15 protein-coding genes and 2 tRNA genes are annotated in these 20,195 nt (G+C 30.6%); 11 read left to right on the forward strand and 6 right to left on the reverse strand.

What is annotated here, in order from left to right:
- Window positions 1-64 precede the first annotated feature (64 nt).
- A tRNA-Ser gene (locus HXZ74_RS09880) sits at window positions 65-149 on the forward strand.
- 48 nt (window positions 150-197) lie between these two features.
- Here HXZ74_RS09880 and HXZ74_RS09885 read toward each other — a convergent pair.
- The gene (locus HXZ74_RS09885) at window positions 198-710 is read right to left on the reverse strand and encodes a phage tail-like protein (protein WP_260392415.1); all 513 of its coding nucleotides are present in this window, start codon (window positions 708-710) and stop codon (window positions 198-200) included.
- A gap of 9 nt (window positions 711-719) precedes the next feature.
- Window positions 720-2,135, reverse strand: a complete 1,416-nt coding sequence (locus tag HXZ74_RS09890) for a phage tail-like protein (RefSeq protein WP_280062502.1) — start codon at window positions 2,133-2,135, stop codon at window positions 720-722.
- Between the two features lie 200 nt (window positions 2,136-2,335).
- On the opposite strand from HXZ74_RS09890, the gene HXZ74_RS09895 reads away from it, so the two are divergent.
- Window positions 2,336-3,604 carry a DUF3748 domain-containing protein gene (locus tag HXZ74_RS09895; RefSeq protein ID WP_286475116.1) on the forward strand — a complete coding sequence of 423 codons (1,269 nt, stop codon included), beginning with the start codon at window positions 2,336-2,338 and terminating at the stop codon, window positions 3,602-3,604.
- A 199-nt stretch (window positions 3,605-3,803) separates the two neighbouring features.
- Here HXZ74_RS09895 and HXZ74_RS09900 read toward each other — a convergent pair whose 3' ends face one another.
- Window positions 3,804-5,315: a carbon-nitrogen hydrolase family protein gene (locus HXZ74_RS09900; RefSeq protein ID WP_286475117.1), complete on the reverse strand. Its 1,512-nt coding sequence runs from the start codon at window positions 5,313-5,315 to the stop codon at window positions 3,804-3,806.
- Between the two features lie 104 nt (window positions 5,316-5,419).
- On the opposite strand from HXZ74_RS09900, the gene HXZ74_RS09905 reads away from it, so the two are divergent.
- Window positions 5,420-6,457, forward strand: coding sequence for a hypothetical protein (locus tag HXZ74_RS09905; RefSeq protein WP_280062505.1), 1,038 nt, complete (start codon window positions 5,420-5,422; stop codon window positions 6,455-6,457).
- Between the two features lie 52 nt (window positions 6,458-6,509).
- On the opposite strand, the gene HXZ74_RS09910 is transcribed toward HXZ74_RS09905, so the two are convergent.
- From HXZ74_RS09910 to HXZ74_RS09920, 3 genes are all read right to left on the reverse strand, one after another.
- Window positions 6,510-6,758 carry a hypothetical protein gene (locus HXZ74_RS09910; RefSeq protein WP_280062506.1) on the reverse strand — a complete coding sequence of 83 codons (249 nt, stop codon included), beginning with the start codon at window positions 6,756-6,758 and terminating at the stop codon, window positions 6,510-6,512.
- A gap of 7 nt (window positions 6,759-6,765) precedes the next feature.
- On the reverse strand, window positions 6,766-8,838 hold the full coding sequence (locus HXZ74_RS09915) for a RemA C-terminal-like gliding motility protein (RefSeq protein ID WP_286475120.1): 2,073 nt from the start codon (window positions 8,836-8,838) through the stop codon (window positions 6,766-6,768).
- A gap of 181 nt (window positions 8,839-9,019) precedes the next feature.
- Window positions 9,020-10,459, reverse strand: a complete 1,440-nt coding sequence (locus HXZ74_RS09920) for a glyceraldehyde-3-phosphate dehydrogenase (RefSeq protein WP_286475123.1) — start codon at window positions 10,457-10,459, stop codon at window positions 9,020-9,022.
- A 340-nt stretch (window positions 10,460-10,799) separates the two neighbouring features.
- Here HXZ74_RS09920 and HXZ74_RS09925 point away from each other — a divergent pair.
- The 8 genes from HXZ74_RS09925 (at window position 10,800) to HXZ74_RS09960 (ending at window position 20,157) form a co-directional block, all read left to right on the forward strand.
- Window positions 10,800-10,884: transfer RNA gene (locus HXZ74_RS09925), tRNA-Ser, on the forward strand.
- Between the two features lie 1,489 nt (window positions 10,885-12,373).
- Window positions 12,374-13,021: a DUF6266 family protein gene (locus HXZ74_RS09930; RefSeq protein WP_286475125.1), complete on the forward strand. Its 648-nt coding sequence runs from the start codon at window positions 12,374-12,376 to the stop codon at window positions 13,019-13,021.
- Window positions 13,022-13,130: 109 nt separating this feature from the next.
- Window positions 13,131-13,925 (forward strand): hypothetical protein, encoded by a 795-nt coding sequence (locus tag HXZ74_RS09935; protein ID WP_286475127.1) that lies wholly within the window; start codon window positions 13,131-13,133, stop codon window positions 13,923-13,925.
- Between the two features lie 15 nt (window positions 13,926-13,940).
- Window positions 13,941-14,546, forward strand: coding sequence for an ATPase (locus HXZ74_RS09940; protein ID WP_286475129.1), 606 nt, complete (start codon window positions 13,941-13,943; stop codon window positions 14,544-14,546).
- Between the two features lie 53 nt (window positions 14,547-14,599).
- The gene (locus HXZ74_RS09945) at window positions 14,600-15,226 is read left to right on the forward strand and encodes a hypothetical protein (protein ID WP_286475131.1); all 627 of its coding nucleotides are present in this window, start codon (window positions 14,600-14,602) and stop codon (window positions 15,224-15,226) included.
- Between the two features lie 147 nt (window positions 15,227-15,373).
- Window positions 15,374-16,360 carry a helix-turn-helix transcriptional regulator gene (locus HXZ74_RS09950; RefSeq protein ID WP_286475134.1) on the forward strand — a complete coding sequence of 329 codons (987 nt, stop codon included), beginning with the start codon at window positions 15,374-15,376 and terminating at the stop codon, window positions 16,358-16,360.
- Window positions 16,361-16,429: 69 nt separating this feature from the next.
- On the forward strand, window positions 16,430-18,904 hold the full coding sequence (locus HXZ74_RS09955; protein ID WP_286475136.1) for an N-6 DNA methylase: 2,475 nt from the start codon (window positions 16,430-16,432) through the stop codon (window positions 18,902-18,904).
- Complete coding sequence (locus HXZ74_RS09960) at window positions 18,904-20,157, forward strand: hypothetical protein (protein WP_286475139.1); 1,254 nt, start codon at window positions 18,904-18,906, stop codon at window positions 20,155-20,157. Before HXZ74_RS09955 ends, HXZ74_RS09960 begins: the two co-directional genes overlap by 1 nt.
- Window positions 20,158-20,195: the final 38 nt, after the last annotated feature.

Genomic DNA, 20,195 nt, shown 5'->3' on the forward strand with positions numbered 1-20,195 from the left:
AGTTTGGAAAAACGAAAAAGCGTTCTATATTTGCACTCGCAATACCGCAATAAACTGCGTTATTGGAGAGTTGGCAGAGTGGTCGAATGCGGCAGTCTTGAAAACTGTTGAGGGTCACACCTCCGGGGGTTCGAATCCCTCACTCTCCGCAAAAAGCTTGAACATTTGTTCAAGCTTTTTTTTGTTTGAGTTAAATTCTACTTCCAAAAATTCCAAACTTTACCATCAAAAAAGGCAATTGTTTTGGATGTGATATCGTAACACATTAGTCCTGGATAAGGAGAAATAATATCATTGACAACGTCGTTTACACGAGGTAAAACCATTGCTTTATCCGTTGATTCTAAAACTAAAATTCCTTTTGCATCAGTTTTTTCAGAACCAACTATTACACCCTCGCCATTATCAGCAGATGAATTCGTAATGATTGAAGATTTATCTCCGGTATCTGATAAATCAATCCAACTATTGTTTTCGTACATTTTTACTTTAGCATCTGTTTGATCAAACATAAAAGTACCATTTGTAACTTCGGTAGGTGTTGTTGTGTTTGCAGGTAAAATTATTCCTTTAGAATTATTGTCTTCGAATTGTAAAAGTGTTGATTCTGTAGTGTTTACACTTTTTTCATCCGTTGCTATAATTAACTGAGCTTTCGCTTCATTCATTGCAAGTGCAACAAATAAAGATAGATATATTAAAAATTTCATGTTTATTGTTTAATTATTACAAGATTTTTTGATGCAGCTCCAAGCAGAGCCATTATAAAGTTTGACACATTTATCTGTAGTATCGTAAATAATCATTCCTTCAAGAGGTTTTAAAATCTGAGAAGAAGTTGTACGACTTATCACCAATCCTTTGTTACTCGATTGCAAAGCAAGAAATCCATTTGCAATATTAGAAGGAAAATTATCATTTTGACTATAAGAAGAAATTCCAACATTTGTATATCCTTTTGGAGTTCCAATTATAGGATTTTGAGTACATGTTGTCGTATCAAAAGAGAATTTCAACGTTATAAGCGCTGTCGAACACACACCTAAAGTATTACATACTTGATAACGCAAAGGTTCTGTGGGAATAGTTGCTCCTTCTGCTACTGTAATTTCTCCAGTTTCTGGATTTAACGTAATTCCTTCAGGCCAGTTATCAATTGTTGCAATTGTTGTGTTTTTATTAGTTCCAGATAATATTATTTTGTCTAATTCTTCATTATAAGTGTCATTAGAAATAATATTAAACGTACGATTTGTAGAAGTTACAATAAAAGAATCGTCATTCGCTTTTATAACAGCATCGATTTCTGGGCTATCCGAACAATCAATTACATTTGCCTCATCAGTTGTTTCTTCAAGTACAATATCATCTACGTAAAAATCGTTTCCTCCATCTGCTATTACATTATTACGCAACGCAATTGCAATCGTAGAACAGGTTTTACTATCAGGTACTTTAAAACTCCAAGATTTTTGTTCCCATTTATTTGCGTTTGTTAATCTCATCACATTATTAGAATCATCATAGAAATTAGTTATGCCTAAATCTTTGTTTGAAGATCCTAAAATTTCTTCTGTTGTAATATTCTGCGCTTCAAAATTTACACCAACATTATTTCTTCCAGAACCATAAAACCAAGCTGAAATTTTATACGTTTTTCCTGGTTCTAAAACCACAACACGTCTATAATATTGATTCAAAACTTTACCTCCATTTACGACTAAGACTGCGCCATCATCAGAAGAGTCGGTATGATTTTGAATTTTCTGCCACCAACTACCTTTCCAGAAATTATTTCCATCAGGAGCATTAGTTGTAAAATCGTAAATATTTTTTGGCGCAATTACAGCGTAATATCCGTTATCAATATTCCAAATATCTTGGTTTGATGTAGCTCGACTTGTTTTACTTGGATTGGGCGCTACTTGAAAATATTGATCTGCCAAATGATAAAAACTAGATCCGTGACTATCAAATTTCTCTAAATTATTATCGTTTCCAGATTGTGGTACATATTGCGAACCAATTCTTGTAGTAGATTTTCCAAAATCTTCATTAAATATTACATTTATAGTTTGACTGTAAAGCATACCAACGCTCAGTACAAATCCTAAAAGGAAGTATATCTTCTTCATATTCTCTCTTCATTTTTATACAGAAAAAATTATCTTTACGAGAACAAAATTATGTTTGTAAAAAATAAATAATCTGTAATTTATCTAAACCGGTGAAAATTAATTTACATAATTTCAATAAATACTATACAAAGTGTTAAAATTCAATAAGTTTAACATTTTGTAAAATATTTATCGATTAAAAACGTTTAAATCATTTTATGAAACTAAATTATCCAATTCAACTTACTTATGATGATTTTGGACATACGCTTCATCATAATCAAATTCAATCGGTTGATGGCAATTATCTTGTTTTTGATACACGTAATGATGATACAAAAATAGGAGAGACTTCTTCCATCTGTTTACTTCACACGAAAACTTACGAATCCGAAATTATCTATACCACAAATAGTCAAACAGAATTTGGTCCTGGTGTAGGTGCAGCCTCGTTTTCGCAAATTGAGAATAAAGTTATTTTTATACATGGTATTCGAAATGCAAATCAAGCAAATCCATATTCACCAACAAGAAGAACAGGTGTTGCAATTGATTTAGAATTTCCAAATCAACCTATTTTTATGGATGCCCGAAATATAAATTTTCCCTTTACAAATGGTGCTTTGCGTGGAGGAACACATTCACATTCTTGGAAAAAAGAAAAGAATTGGATTAGTTTTACCTACAACGATTATGTCTTGGAACAAGAATCTAAACAAAATTCTACCATAAAAGATCAGCGAGTAGTTGGAATGATGTTTCCAAAAAAAGTTGAGGTTGAGTTGGATGAATCATTAGAGAATAATTCTGGCGAAATGTTTTCGATTATCGTTTCGAAAGTAGTAGTAAATCCTATAAATGGAAGTGATGAAATCGAAAAAGCTTTTGATGAATGTTGGATTAACTCAACAAACAATATTGCATTTCAGGGGCATGTGCGTGATGAAAAAGGGAATTTGAAAACAGAAATTTTTGTTGCTGAAATTCCAGATGAAATAACGATTAATGAAAATGATGATTTAAAAGGAACTTTAACGACTTTGCCAGATGTGCCAAGCTGTATTTCGCAAAAACGAATCACTTTTACTCAAAATGGAATTAGCAATTTTAGACATTGGTTACGTTCTTCACCAGACGGAAAAATCATCTATTTTTTGATGGAAGATGAATTCGATAAAACGCAATTATTTGGTGTAAATTTAGTTTCGAATGAAATTATTCAATATTCTTTTTTAGAAAATTCGATTACCTCTCCATTCAATCTTTCACCAAACGGAAAATGTGCTATTTACTTTGTTGATGACAAAATATATCTAAATGATTTAACCGAAAAAAAATCTAAACAAATCTATCAAGTTCAAAAAATCAATACTGAATTAACAGGAATACCACATTTTTCTAATGATGGAAAAAAAATCTATTTTAATCAATTTGTTCCAAATAATTTCAATAAAAAGTATATTCAAATCTTCGAATTAGAGTTGTAAAACAAATTTGAAATATGTTAAAATTATAAGTTTTCTAAAAAAATATTTGTCCCTCATAAAAAATATTTCTAAATTTAGTACAGATACTTAACCGAACCTAAGGTCTATGCTTTAAAAAAAAGTTAGATTGCATGCTCTTATTCGAGTCTAACCAACGAGAATAAGAACTAAAACAAAACCTCCAATTTGGAGGTTTTTTTTATGATTTTATTAGTTTTACTTCATACAAATCCTTGCGTCTGTCTTTCATCGTTTTTACAGTTCCATACTCATGTAACTCTTTTAGAAGATAAAGATCAACGTCTGAAATCAGTACCATTTCTGTATTCGGAGTTGCTTCTGCTTTGACTCCATTGTTTGGAAAAGAAAAGTCTGAAGGTGTGAAAACTGCCGATTGCGAATATTGAATATCCATATTATTTACGCGCGGTAAATTCCCTACAGAACCCGCAATGGCCACATAACACTCATTTTCTATTGCACGAGCTTGCGCGCAACTACGTACTCGCGTATAACCATTTTGCGTATCAGTCATAAACGGAACAAATAAAATTTCCATACCTTGATCGGCTAAAATACGGCTCAATTCAGGGAATTCGACATCATAACAAATCAGCAAACCTACTTTTCCGCAGTCAGTATCAAAAACTTTTATTTCTTCACCACCATTCAATGCGTAATATTTGAATTCGTTTGGCGTAATGTGTATTTTACTATACGAATCTAATTTCCCAGAACGATGACATAAAAATGACGTATTATACAGTTTTCCTTCCTTTAGATGCGGCATAGAACCAGATATAATATTGACATTATATGTAATTGCAAATTCTTGAATTTTCTTTACAATATCATCCGTCATCGTCGCTAATTGATGCATAGCTTCAATCTCTTTCAAGTGATTATACGGACTCATCAACGGAGAATTGAAAAACTCTGGAAACATGATAAAGTCAGAACCATAGTCGCTCACCGCACTTACGAAAAACTCAATTTGATCGTAAAAATCTTGCAAACCATTAAACAAACGCATCTGCCATTGTACCAAACCAAGACGAATAGTACGTTTTGTTGGTGAATTAGATTTCAATTCAGGTTCGTAATAGATATTATTCCATTCTAATAAAGTGGCATATTCTAAGGATTCTTTATCGTCTTTCAGATAATTTTTCAAGATTTTTTTGACATTAAAATCATTCGAAATCTGAAAAGCTAAAGTTGAATCATAAATTTCTTTACTTTTTACTTTTTCTATATATTGTCTAGGAGATAATTCTTGCGAATATTTATGATAATTTGGAATACGACCCCCTGCAACAATTGATTTTAAATTCATTTCTTCGCAAAGGGCTTTACGTTCGTCGTACAAACGTCTTCCCAAGCGCAATTGACGATAATTTGGATGAACAAAAACTTCAATTCCATACATTACATCGCCATCTGGATCATGTTTTAAAAACTTACCATTAGATGTTATCGTATCATAATTTGATTCTATATTCGTTTTTTTCGAATTAACCACAATACTCAATGCCGAAGCAACAACTTTTCCATCCACTTCAACACAGAGTTGACCTTGCGGAAAAATAGCTAATAATTCTTTAATTTCGTCGACAGTCCAAGTTCCAAGCTGATTGTGATAGGCTTCTTTTGTAGATTCAGTCAAATCACTATAATCTTCAAGAGTCAAATTTCTGACCTGAATATTCATTTTATTTAGATTTAGATTATGCTTGAATTTAGCAAATATTAATCCAATAAACAATTTTAAAAAATAAATTTAGACCTATCTTCGTATAGACTAATAAGCATGAAATGAAAGATGTAAAAATAGAGTTTAGAAAGCCTATTTATCCTGTGAGTGACGAATTGAATCATTATTTAGAGAAATATCATCGCACAACAAAAGCGAGTATAGAATATGATGATTTGATGCGTTTTTCGGGTTGTGTAGCGTTGGAAGATAAGGAAGGGAATGACACGCATTGGTTGGGTGTTTATTATACAGACTCGGAACATCAGGAAATACAAGATAGCCTAAACAGAATTTATACTTACTTACATTCAGACGGAGATGAGGAGTCTTTGCCTTATCTTGTTGTTGATTCTATTGATTATTGTACATTCGGAAATTCGAAACCTTTTCGTATTCGGGTTCGTAATATTTTGAATGATAATTATACCAATTTTTACATTAAAAAAGCAGATGCTTCGCGTATTTATGGTTTAGAATTAGAAGATATTTTATCGCCTCACCGAATCAATTTTTTGGTCTACAAAAATACATTAATTGAAGAGCATATTTTAGGAATTCCAGGCGATGTTTTTATCAAAAATTATTTGGATAAATGTAATGATTTAGAGAAAAATCAGATTGCAAAAGAGTTTGTAAAGTTCAATGAACGTTGTTTTATAGGTCTTTTGGGGGATATGAGATCCTATAATTATGTGGTGATTCCAATTCACGATTTTGATCAAGTTATTTATAGAATTCGACCAATAGATTTTGATCAACAATGCTATGAAGGAAATTTAAAAATTTATCGACCACAGTATTTTAAGGAAAATAAAATTATGGTTGATTTGGTGAATAATCGTTTGAAACCAAATTCTGTCGATCAATATAGAAAAGAAGTAAAATCCTTGATTTCGAAAAGAATTTCGAATAGTTCGAAACGTTTTCGTGATTTAATGAAAATTATGAAAAATGATCATATTTCTAAACCAGAAAATATTGCACAATTACGAACTGGTTTTGCAAAGTTTTATAAAGATCAATCTTACGAAAATTGTGAAAGAATGGGGGAAGTCTTGTATAAAGCAATTGCGAATAGTTTGGAACAGATAAAATAAAGAAAAGCTTCTCAAAAATTGAGAAGCTTTCTTTTTTGATATAATTTAGAAATTAGTTTTTTAATAACTGTTTTCTGTAACGTAAAGCAACTAAACCTGCTCCAATTACCAATAAAGGAAAATAATCATTTATTGGAGTTGGATCTGGATCTGTACTAGGACCATTTGGATCATCTGTATTATCAGCTTTTTGAGTAGTGTTATTACTTTCAAAAAAACGAATTCCACCTTCTTCAGTATTTGCAAAAGTCACAGTAGACATCAAACAAAATAATAAAGTTATTTTTTTTATATTTTTCATACGTTAATTATTTTAAAATTACTTTTCTAGATTCAATTGTACCATTTGTATTCTCTACAACAACTACAACAACTTGAGGATTTACATTCAAATTGATTACATAATTTTTTGTATTTATGTTTTGAATATTTTGTAACTGTCTTCCTGAAATATCAACTAATTTTATTGATTTAATTGATTCTTTAGATGAAATTGTAATTTGTTTATTTTGAGCATAAACTACCAATCCTTTTTTAGATAAATCATTCGTAGATAATGTTTTATTTTGATAATTTATAGAGAAACGATCATTAATTTCACCTGCTTCTGTATCAAAAGAATAAGATTTTAATTCGTTTAAATTAAATACTTTATCTAATTTTTTGTCTACCAAATAGATATTTTGATTTTCGAAAACACCTTCAAATTGCTCTAAATTAATTTGATAAGTTCCTGCTTTTTTAACATTGAAAGTTAAATCAAAAGAATCTTCGTTATTGAAATCTCCACGTCCTTGAATTACAAATAAATCATTGTTCAAAACAGAATATAATCCTTCATTATTGTTATCAAATGGTTTAGCATCAAAATTTTGATCAAATTTATTTGTCGATCCATTTACATACCCTATTAAAGAAGAATTTATTTTACCTTGATTATTTGATAAACTTAACCAATATCTATCTTTTTGTTCTTTGTAATAAACTGGACCATTAGCTGAGGTACGCATCGCATTATTAAGCACTAAATTACCAGCGTTTGCTACTTTTACTATAAATCCTTGTGCAATATCAATATTTTGAGAAGTTACGCTATTATCATTCCATCCTGTTCCATTGTAAATAGCCCAGTTAGAACCTTGATATGCTCCATCTACAATTGGTTTAGAATGCGTCCAAACATAAACAGAGTTTATCCCTACTGATGTATTAGCAGCAATTAAAGCATCTAAACTAAGTGGTGATGCATAAGGGTTTCCTACTGCATTATTTCCTTTAGAAGCTTTAGTTACAGGAATCGTTACTTCTCCATTAAATAATTGACCTCTGAATGAACTATCAAATACCTGAGCTTCACCTTCTCCATAATTATTATAATTATTAGGAGCTCTAAAAGAAATTAATTCTCCTGCTTTAAAATTATCTGCAGCTGTTACATTCTCTGTCCAATCATTTGTTGATTCTAAAAATCTTGCAAAACGATTTGTTAAAGTATTTGGAGAAATTTCGAAAATATTTTGATTAATAACTGGCGAAGACCACATTAAATTTTCTAAACGGTAAATAGGTGTTGATGATCTATCAAACATTGCAGGACCAACATTTACTGCGCTATTATTATTTTGAATCAAATAAGCACCGTGTCTGAATCTAAATGTTACATCATTTTGATTAACAACTTCATTTTCTACAGTAATTGTAATTCCTGCAGGAATAATCATATCTCTCTCAACTGTTAATTTCTTTGCAGAAAAACTTTCTGTTGGAGTTGCATGTAAAATAACTTCTTTTGTTAGATCTGGCGTTCCATTAGACCAAGCAGTTCCGTCCCATGTTGTAGAGTTAATATTAACATCTCCTGTTAATTTCAAATCATCAATTCTCCATTCTGTACTATTAGTTCCAGTAAATCTGATTCTTAAATTTTCAGTTGATGGAATATCTCCCGAAATTGTTATCAATCCCCAATTTGCTCCTGAAATAGAGTATGTCAAAGGACTGTAATTAGTTCCATCAGAACTTACTTCTATTTTTAAATCACCACTATTAGTAGCTCCTCCAGTACTTTTCTTAAGTCCTAATACTAATTTTAAATTTGTATAATTTGATGTATTTATATTTGAGACTTGAAAATATTCATTATTTGCATTAACCATAACATTCTTCTTTGCAGAAGCACCTGTGTATCCTGAACTAGGTGAAGTTACTCTCGTGTCAGCATCACCTTCAAATGTTAAGTTTGAATTTTGAAAACTATTAGCGTTGATAGCTTGAGTACCTGTTCCTGTACCCATATTCTCAGATACAATCACATTTTGCCCAAAGGCAAATCCTGATAACAATAAAGTTAATAAGGACGATTTAAAGTAAATTTTCTTCATAAATAAAATGTTTTTTTTAGTTGTTCAAAAATAGTGTTAATTTTTATAATCAACATTAATATAATATTAACAAAAATAAAACAATTAATTTATTTAGCTATTTTTAAACGAATAGATTACAAAGAAAATCCACTAACTAAAAAGCTAGTGGATTAATTTTAAATAAAGGGAAAAAATACTATTAATAGTATGTATATCTTCTAACACCCGCAATGTGTTTCGCTAAACGCATTACTTGGTGGCTATATCCATATTCGTTATCGTACCAAACGTACATCACAACATTTTTACCATCTGCAGAAACAATTGTTGCATTACTATCAAAAATAGATGGAGCAGTAGTTCCAACAATATCCGAAGAAACCAATTCATTGTTCAACGAATATTTAATTTGCTCTACTAATTCTCCGTTCAATGCAGCATCTTTCATAATGTTGTTCACACCTTCAACAGAAGTATTTTTATCAACTTCCAAGTTCAAGACAACCAAAGATCCATTTGGAACTGGAACACGAATTGCATTCGAAGTTAATTTACCTGCTAAACTTGGTAAAGCTTTTGCAACTGCGCTACCAGCACCAGTTTCAGTAATAACCATATTTAAAGCAGCTGCACGTCCACGACGGTATTTTTTGTGCATATTATCAACCAAATTTTGATCGTTTGTATACGCATGTATTGTTTCTAAATGTCCTTTTACAACACCTAAATTATCTTCAACAACTTTTAAAATTGGTGTAATTGCATTTGTTGTACAAGAAGCAGCTGAGAAAATATTTACATTTTCTGGGCTATATTCTTCATGATTAACACCGTAAACAATATTCGGAACACCTTTTCCTGGTGCTGTTAATAAAACTTTGTCTGCACCAACAGATTTCAAATGACGAGATAAAGCCTCTTCATCTTTAAAAACACCTGTGTTATCAATAATCAAAGCATTATTAATTCCGTAAGTAGTATAATCAATATCTTCTGGCTGCGCTGCAGAAATCATGTAAACAGAAACTCCGTTGATGATTAAAGCATTATTTTCGTGATCAGCAATAACGTTTCCGTCAAAATCACCATGAACAGAATCATGACGTAATAATGAAGCACGTTTTTCTAATAAAACAGGATCGTTTTTATCACGTGTCACAACAGCTCGTAATCTTAATTGTTGACCTTTTCCCATTTGAGAAGCCAACTCACGAGCTAATAAACGTCCGATACGACCAAATCCGTATAAAACAACATCTTTTGGTTCAACACTTTTTACATTTTTGCTTGCACCTAATTTCTCTTCAACAAAAGCTTCTGCCGAAGCGTAATCTCCAGAAATATATTCTTTAGCTAATTTTCCAACATCAAGTCTAGAAGCTGGTAATTTAGCTTCAGAAATAGCTTTAGCAATCGCTAACGTATCGTCGATAGCAATCTTTTTTTCTACAAATTCTTCAGCATACTGATGTAGATTTACGATGTCACTAACGTTTTTATCAACTAATTGATTACGGAAAATTACCAATTCAACAGATTGATCATACCATAAATCTGAAACAATTTTAATGAATTCTACAACCTTTTTACTCATTTCATTGAAAGATGCAAGTTGTTGATCATAAGAAGAGTGGTTCATTTAATAAATGTTTATTTGTGTTTATTTACTTAATTCTTGGCAAAAGTAATCAATTATAACGATTTCGTACATTTTTTTTACAAAAACTAATTATTGTCATAAAAATGCAACTATTTCTTCGGAAATACTAAAATATAGAAAATAAATAATTTTTTAATGAGAAATTTTAAATTTTACGAATACGTATAAATGGCTGTTTACCATAATTTTATTGTTTTATCTAAATTAAATTTTATTTTACGAAAACGATTTCGTAAAATAATTGTTAAAAAGTTTTATTTGCAAATTCGAAAAAGCGTTCTATATTTGCACTCGCAATACCGCAATAAACTGCGTTATTGGAGAGTTGGCAGAGTGGTCGAATGCGGCAGTCTTGAAAACTGTTGAGGGTCACACCTCCGGGGGTTCGAATCCCTCACTCTCCGCTAATAAAACCCAATAGAGTAATCTGTTGGGTTTTTTGCTTTTCTGAAGTTGTTGAAAATTTCATTTTCATAAAACTGAAAGGAAAAACAAAAAATAATAGAAGCGAAGTATCTAGAGTTTTCTTAGAATTACTTTCTTTTTCTAGGGAATATGAAATAATCACTCTATCTCCGCTGATAAACCCAAATAGAGTAATCTGTTAGGTTTTGGTTTTTTACGGTTTATGGTTAACCTTGTACGTTTTTTGTTATTAATACACGAATTCACTTATATCAACAAATTTCAAGAAACACATACAATTTTCAGACTAGCTTCAACCCATTTAAACGAGCATATAAAAGATTTGTGAGCGATAGCGAGTCATTTATATTTTTAAGGAGTAAAATGAAGATTGAACGTTGAAAATCGCAGTCTTGAATTTTTTGGTTCCTTTTGTGTTAAAACTTCCCTGATGGGCACATGAATTCAAATGAATACAATAATAAGTCATCAATAAAAAGAACGTAATAAAGAACTATTAATTATTTTCTTATTATCCTAAATTATGTTCAGATCCTATTTCTTAAACCAAAATACATAATACATAATACATAATACATTTTACAACTTAACATCGATATACGAACACCGAACAAACCATACGGAACGGATACACAATGGATACAGAATGGATACAGCGCGGATACACAACCGATACAGAAAAGTGTCATTTTGGATATACACCGATACAGGATTTTAACACTTTTTAACACTTAATTTCTCTAACCACAATAGAAACATAGGTTTTATTAAGCTTTGCGCTCTACGCTTAATGTTTTACGGATTTTGTCATTCTGGGCTTGTCTCAGAATCGCATTCAATATGTCATTTCGAGGTATCGAGAAATCTTTCTATCACTTTTTTATTCATAGCTTATCTATTTTAATTATCGGTATTCATATGCCTTACAGGGAAGAGAGCAAAAAAGTAATCAATACTTCGGCAGGCTCAGCACAAGCAAGTCAAGGCCGTAAACCTCTCTACTAAAAATATTTTCATTTCACTAAAGATCTAAAAAAACCCTACGGCCTAAAATCTTTTTAACGTTGCACTCAAACATTTTCTTAACGTGAGAGTTTTAATGCTGGTTTTCATCCTTTTCAATATTCAAATTCACTTTTAAACAACAGATTTTGTCATTCTGAACTCGTTTCAGAATCTCTTCCTTAGTCCTAAGCTCAAATACTTTGTACATAATACAACTCTAAAATCTCACTTCTCAAATCTCATATCTCATATCTAACAACTACTTTTTACATAATACATTGTACATTTTACAACCCCCTCAATACTAATATCTAACATCTACATCCTTAGCAATCATTCCCCTTCATCATCCACCAATTTTGTTCACAGCTCGTCAGGTTTCAATCACTTAAAGCTATTCAGTCTACATTCGAATTGTTGCTGAACCAAGTCAAATAAAGTTTAATTTAAAATCTATTAAAAATGGGAAAAATTACAGATTCTCTTTTGTCGGGTACGCGAGGACGTACAGGACGAATTGTTGTTTCGAATATTGAAGGGCATGAAATATCTCGTATGCGACCACGAAAATCAAATCGTATACCAACGCCAAAACAACAAGTTATAAAAAACAGGTTCAATTTTGCTGTGCAGTTTATACAAGGGTATAAAGCATTGGCTAAAACCTATTACGGAAAAAGGTCTGGTCTAAAATCACCTTACAACCAAGCTATGGCAAATTTATTACAAGCTATTTTATGTGATATGGATACGTTAACTTTTTCTATTCAGTACAACAACATTCACTTCACAAAAGGTAACTTACTCGAACCTCAACCTGTAAATATTACAGCAGACGATCCACTATCGGCAACGATTACATGGACCAATAATGCAACAGAACTTGTTGATCAAAATGACACCTTGGTTATATTGTATGCAGAAGATGGCATTACAAAAGCACAATCAACGGTTGTACAAACAACGGTAAAACGCTCTGAAGAATCCTATGTACTACAATTTCTGCCCAAATATCAAGGAACAGATGTGCATGTTTGGATGAGTTTTTTATCCGTCATAAAACAAGACGCTACACCGTCTGTTTATTTAGGTCAAGTCACTGTACTTTAATTACTTCCCCTCTTCTTTTTAGAGGGGATTTTTGTTTATTTTATAATTTATTGTATATTAAAGAATTACATCTTTACTACAAGCATTTTCAATTTTAATTTTTAAGCCTATGAAAATTGAAGTATATGAAGAATATATCAAGTACCTGAACTTTTTTATTCATCGATATGGGGATGTAATCAAAAAAATTGAACCACAAGTCGAGGCAAAACAAGATATCCTAAACAAACAGTATATGCAAATGATAGAATATGCATTTGGTTTTATTCAAAAAATCAATTTGTTTGCGATTCAAGATTATCAATCACAACTGTTGTTTATTCCGCAATTAATCTTTTACTTCAATGATGTCTGCGAATGTCCTGGTCCCCCAACCCTATCCATAGATTTTAATGTTGACATAAAAGCAATTTGCGAACTATTAAAAATCAATACACAAATCACTTATAATCAAAATCAATATTTTCCTTTTCTTATTGATATTTCAGGTTTATCAGACGGTTACCATCATCTTGCAGGTTTTATCCACCGACACAAACAAAATGAATTTACTTATTACTGTGTTTCGATCCAAGTCAAAAGCCAAGAATTAAAAGGCCATTGGAAAAAGTTTTATCATATTCCCATTCAAAAACTCAAATTAATTTACAAAGAATGCCTGCAAAAAAACCAAACACTTTATGCTTTTACAGCAGATACGGAATTTACTTACTATGAAATTCAAAAAGGATTCAACTACTATTTCAACTGCTCCTTTACGGAATACGAACAAAAATTAAAAATGTTGAAAGCAGCTGCGAATAATTGGATGATTAATGCTTCCCAATACACTACACATTCAAAATTTACAACTCAAAAACCATTAGACACATCCATCAACAAACGATACGACGAACCTTTATAACCAAATTGTAATGCTATGATCAATTATCAAAAACTTTTATTTCACCTGGAACAACAGGGACGTAAACATATTCACCCAAATTACACTTTTCAAAAAGAGGATTTCCCATATATTGTCCGTTTAGCTGCTTATTTCCTAAACGACGAAGAAAAATGCAAGGAGTTAGCAATAGACCTAGACAAAGGAATTTTACTAACTGGACCAATCGGAATCGGAAAAACAACTTGGTTCCGTTTAATGCAACGCATTATGGTCAAAGAACAAAAATTCTTTTACACTACATGTAGAGACGTATCATTCGAATTCATCAAAGAAGGCTACAACACCATCGACAAATACAGCAGAGGAATCCCGTTGGATTTCCCAATGAAAAACATTTGCTTCGATGATCTAGGAACAGAAAACAACATCAAATATTTCGGGAACGAATGCAACGTCATGGCCGAGATTATTCTTTCTCGCTACGACCTATTCATGAACCTCAACATCAAAACCCACATCACAACTAATCTATCTGCTTCCGAAATCGAAAAGTATTACACCGAACGTGTACGCTCTCGCCTTCGTCAGATGATGAATGTACTTTCTGTTCCTGCGGATAGGAAGGATAAGAGAAGTTAAATACAATATGATCTTTTCAATAAATTATTATATTCGTGTAAAGTATTTGTATTATGAAAACTTTCATTTTAGATATCATTTCAAAAATAACTTCATATTCTAAAGAGTTAGATGATAAATCTTTGATTATAAATAAAAAATGGATATTAGTAGATGAATCAGACGAAAAATCCTCGTTTATTTTTAGAGAAAATAATCAATTATTAATATCTGAAAATGGAATTATTCAAAAATCAAGTTGGGATTATATAACAAATGATTTGGTTTCATTAGAAATTAAGAATATAAACTACCTTTTTACACCTTCATTTTTAGATGAAAACCTGTTTATTTTAAAATTAGATGGAAGAAATGAATATGTAGTATTCATTAATGAAAATAAAGTTCAGGGAATTATTAATTCTCTTCAACAAATTAATGATTTTATTGATTATAAATACATTAAAAATAATACTAGTGAAAAATCCTTTAAGAATGAAAATATTGTACGTCCAGATTTTTATTTAAATACTATTAATACGTTAGATGGAATTCAGTTAAATATAAAAACGAAATTATCTATAGGATATACTATAGGTGATAAAGTTTTTATTAATGATAAACCAGCTCCAACAGGTAAATATAAATTAGGATGGTTAGATTATTTATACGTAAAAGATGGTGAAATTTCTAGTTTATAAATTATTTTAATCATCTTCAACTCCCCAGTTGAGTTTTTTTATTTAATACTTTCCTAATCTCTGCAATTTTATTGCACACTTATATCTTTACTTTGCCGTTCGAAGCAATTTTTATTTTATTAAATTTACAACTATTCATATTCGTTTATGGCTGTCAACAAAAACGCATTAATCAGATACAAAACATTAGACCAATGTTTCAGTAATCCATACCGTAAGTTTTATATCAACGATTTGATCGAAAAATGTAATGAAGTCTTGTCTAATCATTACGGTGAAGAAACATCTGTTTCTCGTCGTCAAATTTTATATGATATGGAGTTTATGGAAAGCGATGCAGGATATGAAGCACCTATCATTGGAATAAAAGACGGCCGTAAAAAATTTTACCGTTATGAAGATCCTAATTTTACAATTCAAAATAAACCATTAAACCAAGAAGAACAACTAGCCTTAGAAAATACGTTAGAATTACTTTCTCGTATGAAAGGGATTCCTGGGATTGATGCAATAGAAAATATTGAAGCTAAATTAAATGAAGTGAAAGATAACAAAGGAAATCAAAAATTAATTTCATTCGAGGAAAGCGAATTTTTGATAGGATTAGAACATCTAACACCCTTATATAATTTCATCAAAAACAACCAAACAATCAAAATAGTTTATCAATCATTTAAAACAGAAAATGAACAAGAATTCTGTATTTCACCTTATCACTTAAAACAATTCAACAAACGTTGGTTTTTATTTGGGTGGAACCATAAGGATCAATACCTTCAAAATTTGGCATTAGATCGAATTCAAGGGATCGAAATTAATAAGGAAACTTACATTCCAACAGAAGTGGATTTTGATGAGTATTTTGAGGATATCATTGGGGTTACAAATAATTTAGATACAGAACTTACTGAGGTTAAAATCCAACTAACAGATCATATCATCCCCTACATCAAATCAAAACCGATTCATGGTTCTCAAAAAATAGCAGAGAATAGATTACAAATTAAAGTGAAGTTAAATTACGAATTAGAATCTTTAATTCTTTCGTATGGCGAAAATATGAAAGTAATAGAACCAATAGAATTAGTTCAGAGATTAAAAGAAAGAATTGAAAAATTAAAAAATCTTTATTAATGCAATTACCTTGCATAGTTTACATCTATGTTTGCAATGTAATTTTAATTTCCTTTGAAAATGAAGAATATGAGTCCATTGAATACAATTAATTCAGTAGTATATAAAACAGGTACTAATGTAGATGTCGCGTTGACAATTATATTTTATAGATATATTACAGAAAACAATAAATTTCTTCTTAAAAATATTGTTCCAACCAAAATTGACAATCTAAATGATTTAAAAATTGGTATAAATAATATTATTCTATATCATGAAGAACTTGCAGAAATATTTAATTCGGATGTATTTAATGGTGTAAATTCTGAGGTTCAAATTTTATTGTTCAATGAAATTTATCGTATTGATTTATCAGAGTACAAATCTGTAGGTAAAACTTTAATTGATCAATTGATAGAATCAATTATAGATAATAGATCTATGCAAGATGTGTATACTACGCCACGATCTATCGGTCAGATAATTAGTCAAATCGTTTCTACTCGTTTTGAAAATAAAAACCAGTTACAGGTTTATAATCCTTGTGTTGGTTTAGCAAGTTTTATAGTAGAATTAAATAAAATCCTACCTCAGGATACTTATTACTTTGCGGAAGATCTAAACGAAAAAGCGATTAGATGGGCTAAAATGCGTCTAATTGTAAACAATATACTTTCATTTGATTTGCGTGTTGCAGATGTTTTAGAAAATTCTAACTTTTCAGAGGGTACCGATTCTCAAAAATATGATATTGTAGTAACAAATCCTCCTTTTGGACTTCGCAGATGGAAAGGTTATAGCGATGTTTCATCATATGATAGATGGAGTAAATATCCATTACGTATGGATAAACATTCTGGAGAGAGCGCGTTTTTAATCCAAGCTTTAGATTCGTTAAAAGAAGATGGTATTGCAACTGTAATTGTTCCAAATTCGTTTTTATATAATGGTAGAGATAAAGAAGTTCGTGAATTTCTGATTAATAATGGACTAATTGAATCTATTATTCATTTACCAAGTGGGGTATTTAATCGTGCAATGATCAATACTACGATTATAGTTTTATCGAAGAAATACAATCGTAATGTATTGTTTATTGATGCGAGTAAAGAATTCCTTAAAAATAAGTATCAAAATATTATCCCAGAAGAGTCGATTCAAAAGATTGTCGAAACTTGGAAATCAAACGAGATTATCGACGGTTTTTCTAATTTAGTTCAGAAAAATGACTTATTAGATGGTGATGTCGTTTTAGACTTCAAACGTTATGATGTTCAAAATCATATTGATCTATCGGATAAACATTTAATTAATTATAGTGAAGTTGTTCGTGTTTGCAACCGTGTTATGGATGTACCAAACGAATTAAAATTAGTTAGAATTAAGAATTTATCTGATGATCCATTTAATTATTCGATCAATCTAGAAAATCTTGAATCGGAAATTAATAATAAACGAAGATACCAAAAGATAACTTCTAAAGTATTACTGGTTGCTCGTAGATTTAATAAACTAAAGCCAACTTTAGTTGAAGCTACGGAGGAGAACCCGGTGTATATTTCAAATGATATCCATGCGTTTGAAATCATTAACGATACTATTTCCGTTGATTATCTTGTACTACAATTATATTCTGATTTGGTAACTGCTCAATTAGAAAGTAAAAGTATGGGATCTACTATTCCAACCATTACTGTAGCCGATTTACTAAATCTTAAAATAGAATTAGTTAGATTAGAAGTTCAAGAGCAACAGTTATTTTATCAAGCGAGTAAATTACAGGCGGATAAGGATAAAATTAAGGAAGCAAACTTACAAGATACGATTGAAAATTTAATTAATCAACGTACCAATGAATTAAAGTGGCAATTACATAATCTTCGTAATGGCGAACTTTTATCCATCAAGAATAAAGCATCTGTTCTGAAAAAAATCATAACTCAGTTTCCAGAAGTAAGTGGTTTGATGATTGACGAAAAGCGTAATCTTACCCTTCAGGATTTAATCAATGATTTATATGTGAATTCAAGAGATTTGGCCAAAAAACTTTCGACCATTTACGAGGAGCAGGAAAATTATGGAGATAAAACAGAATTTTCAATTCTTAATTTTATCAAACAGTTTTTGAACAAGCAAAAATATGTCGATAAGAGTATTGTTTCTTTTGATCAAATCTTCGAAGATTTAAAACGCAACCATATCATTAATTTTAATGAAAATGATCTGGAAAATATTTTTTCAAATGTCTTTGAAAACATCCTAAGACACGGTTTTCAAGGTGAACCTACAGCAGATGATAAAATTTATATCAAATACCAATTTGAAGATGATTTTATCGTAGTATCTATTTTTAATACTGGAGTTTATATCCCGATCAATTCAGAGGATTATTTTGCGGATGGCGGAAAACAAGGTACTACAGGTAATTCAGGAAAAGGCGGATATATCATCAAACAGTGCATGGAAAGAAATGAGGGTATTGTTTCGATTGAATCTTATGATGATCATGAATTGAATAATTATGTTTTTAAAATTGACCTAAAATTTAAAGTGAATAAGTAATGAGTTACAAAGTTTTAATGATTGACGATGAATTCGAAAAAGAAAGTATTCAAGATTTTATTTTGAATGCGAAAGTTTCATCAATTGAAATTGTTCCTGTTAAATTCCACGACGAGGGGATGAGAATTTTAAAGGAAGATAGAGATTACGTATTCCAAGCGGTAATTCTTGATGCTACTGGTTTTGAAAATAAGGATGATAATGAATTGTCTAATATTGGATTGAAGAATTCGATTGAGTTTTTAAAAGAATTCAGAAGTACTAGAATAATCCCATGGTTCGTTTTTACTGGTGCAGATCGAAATAAGAAAGTCAACGAATTTGAGCGAGAAATCAAAAGATTCCAAAAAGATATAAAATTTGGAAGACCTGAATTGACTTACTACATTAAAACTGAAAACGACGATGATATACTCGTAGATATCAAAAACGAAATTAATAGACTATTAGCCAAATCAGTAGAATATAAATACAAAAAAGTTTTCAGAATTGCTCGCGATTTAAATATCTCGAAAGAAGAAATGAGTACCATGGTTGCATTATTCAATTTCCTTCAGAATGCTGAGGATATAAAACCAGGTATTTATTTTACACAAATCCGGAAATGCGTAGAGTATGTGTTCAGAGCTTTAGTAAAGTTAGATATTCTTCACAATAAGTGTGTTGATAAAAACAACGGTCAAATCAATCTATCAGAATCTAGTAAATTATTAGCTGGGTTACCTTCATCTTATTTAAAAATCAAATGCAATAAACCCCATTTTCCGAAAATATTAGCCGAAAATGTAAAAAATTTAATTTTTATAACAGGTGCAGCTTCACATACTTCAGAAGTTGATGAAACAAAAAATATGGATTATCAAGCATATTATGCGCAAATCCAAACTCCTTATTTATTGTTTCAATTACTTTTTACAGTTAGTGATTTATTCCTTTGGTATAATTCGTATTCCGAAGAAAACAAAGACAAAGCACTGAATAAATCGTTTTGGGAAGAGATCATTAATGAGGATAAATCCCCAAAACCTATAGGGATTGTTCTACAAGAAAATGAATTGGAATATATCGAAGCAATATTTATTTCAATTAACGAATCCAATTGGGGAACGATCAAATGTATTGATGGAAAAGAAGTTTCAGTTCATCCCAAATCAATAGAGAAATATGACTTAGCAATTGGAGAAAATATTTGGGTAGCTTTGGAATTTAACGAAGAAAAAAATAAATACCACATCAAAACCATTAAAAAATAAACAATCGAAAATACTCAATTTCAAAATCGTATTTTCGC

This window comes from Empedobacter sp. R750 (assembly GCF_030324345.1).
Lineage (GTDB): Bacteria > Bacteroidota > Bacteroidia > Flavobacteriales > Weeksellaceae > Empedobacter > Empedobacter falsenii_C.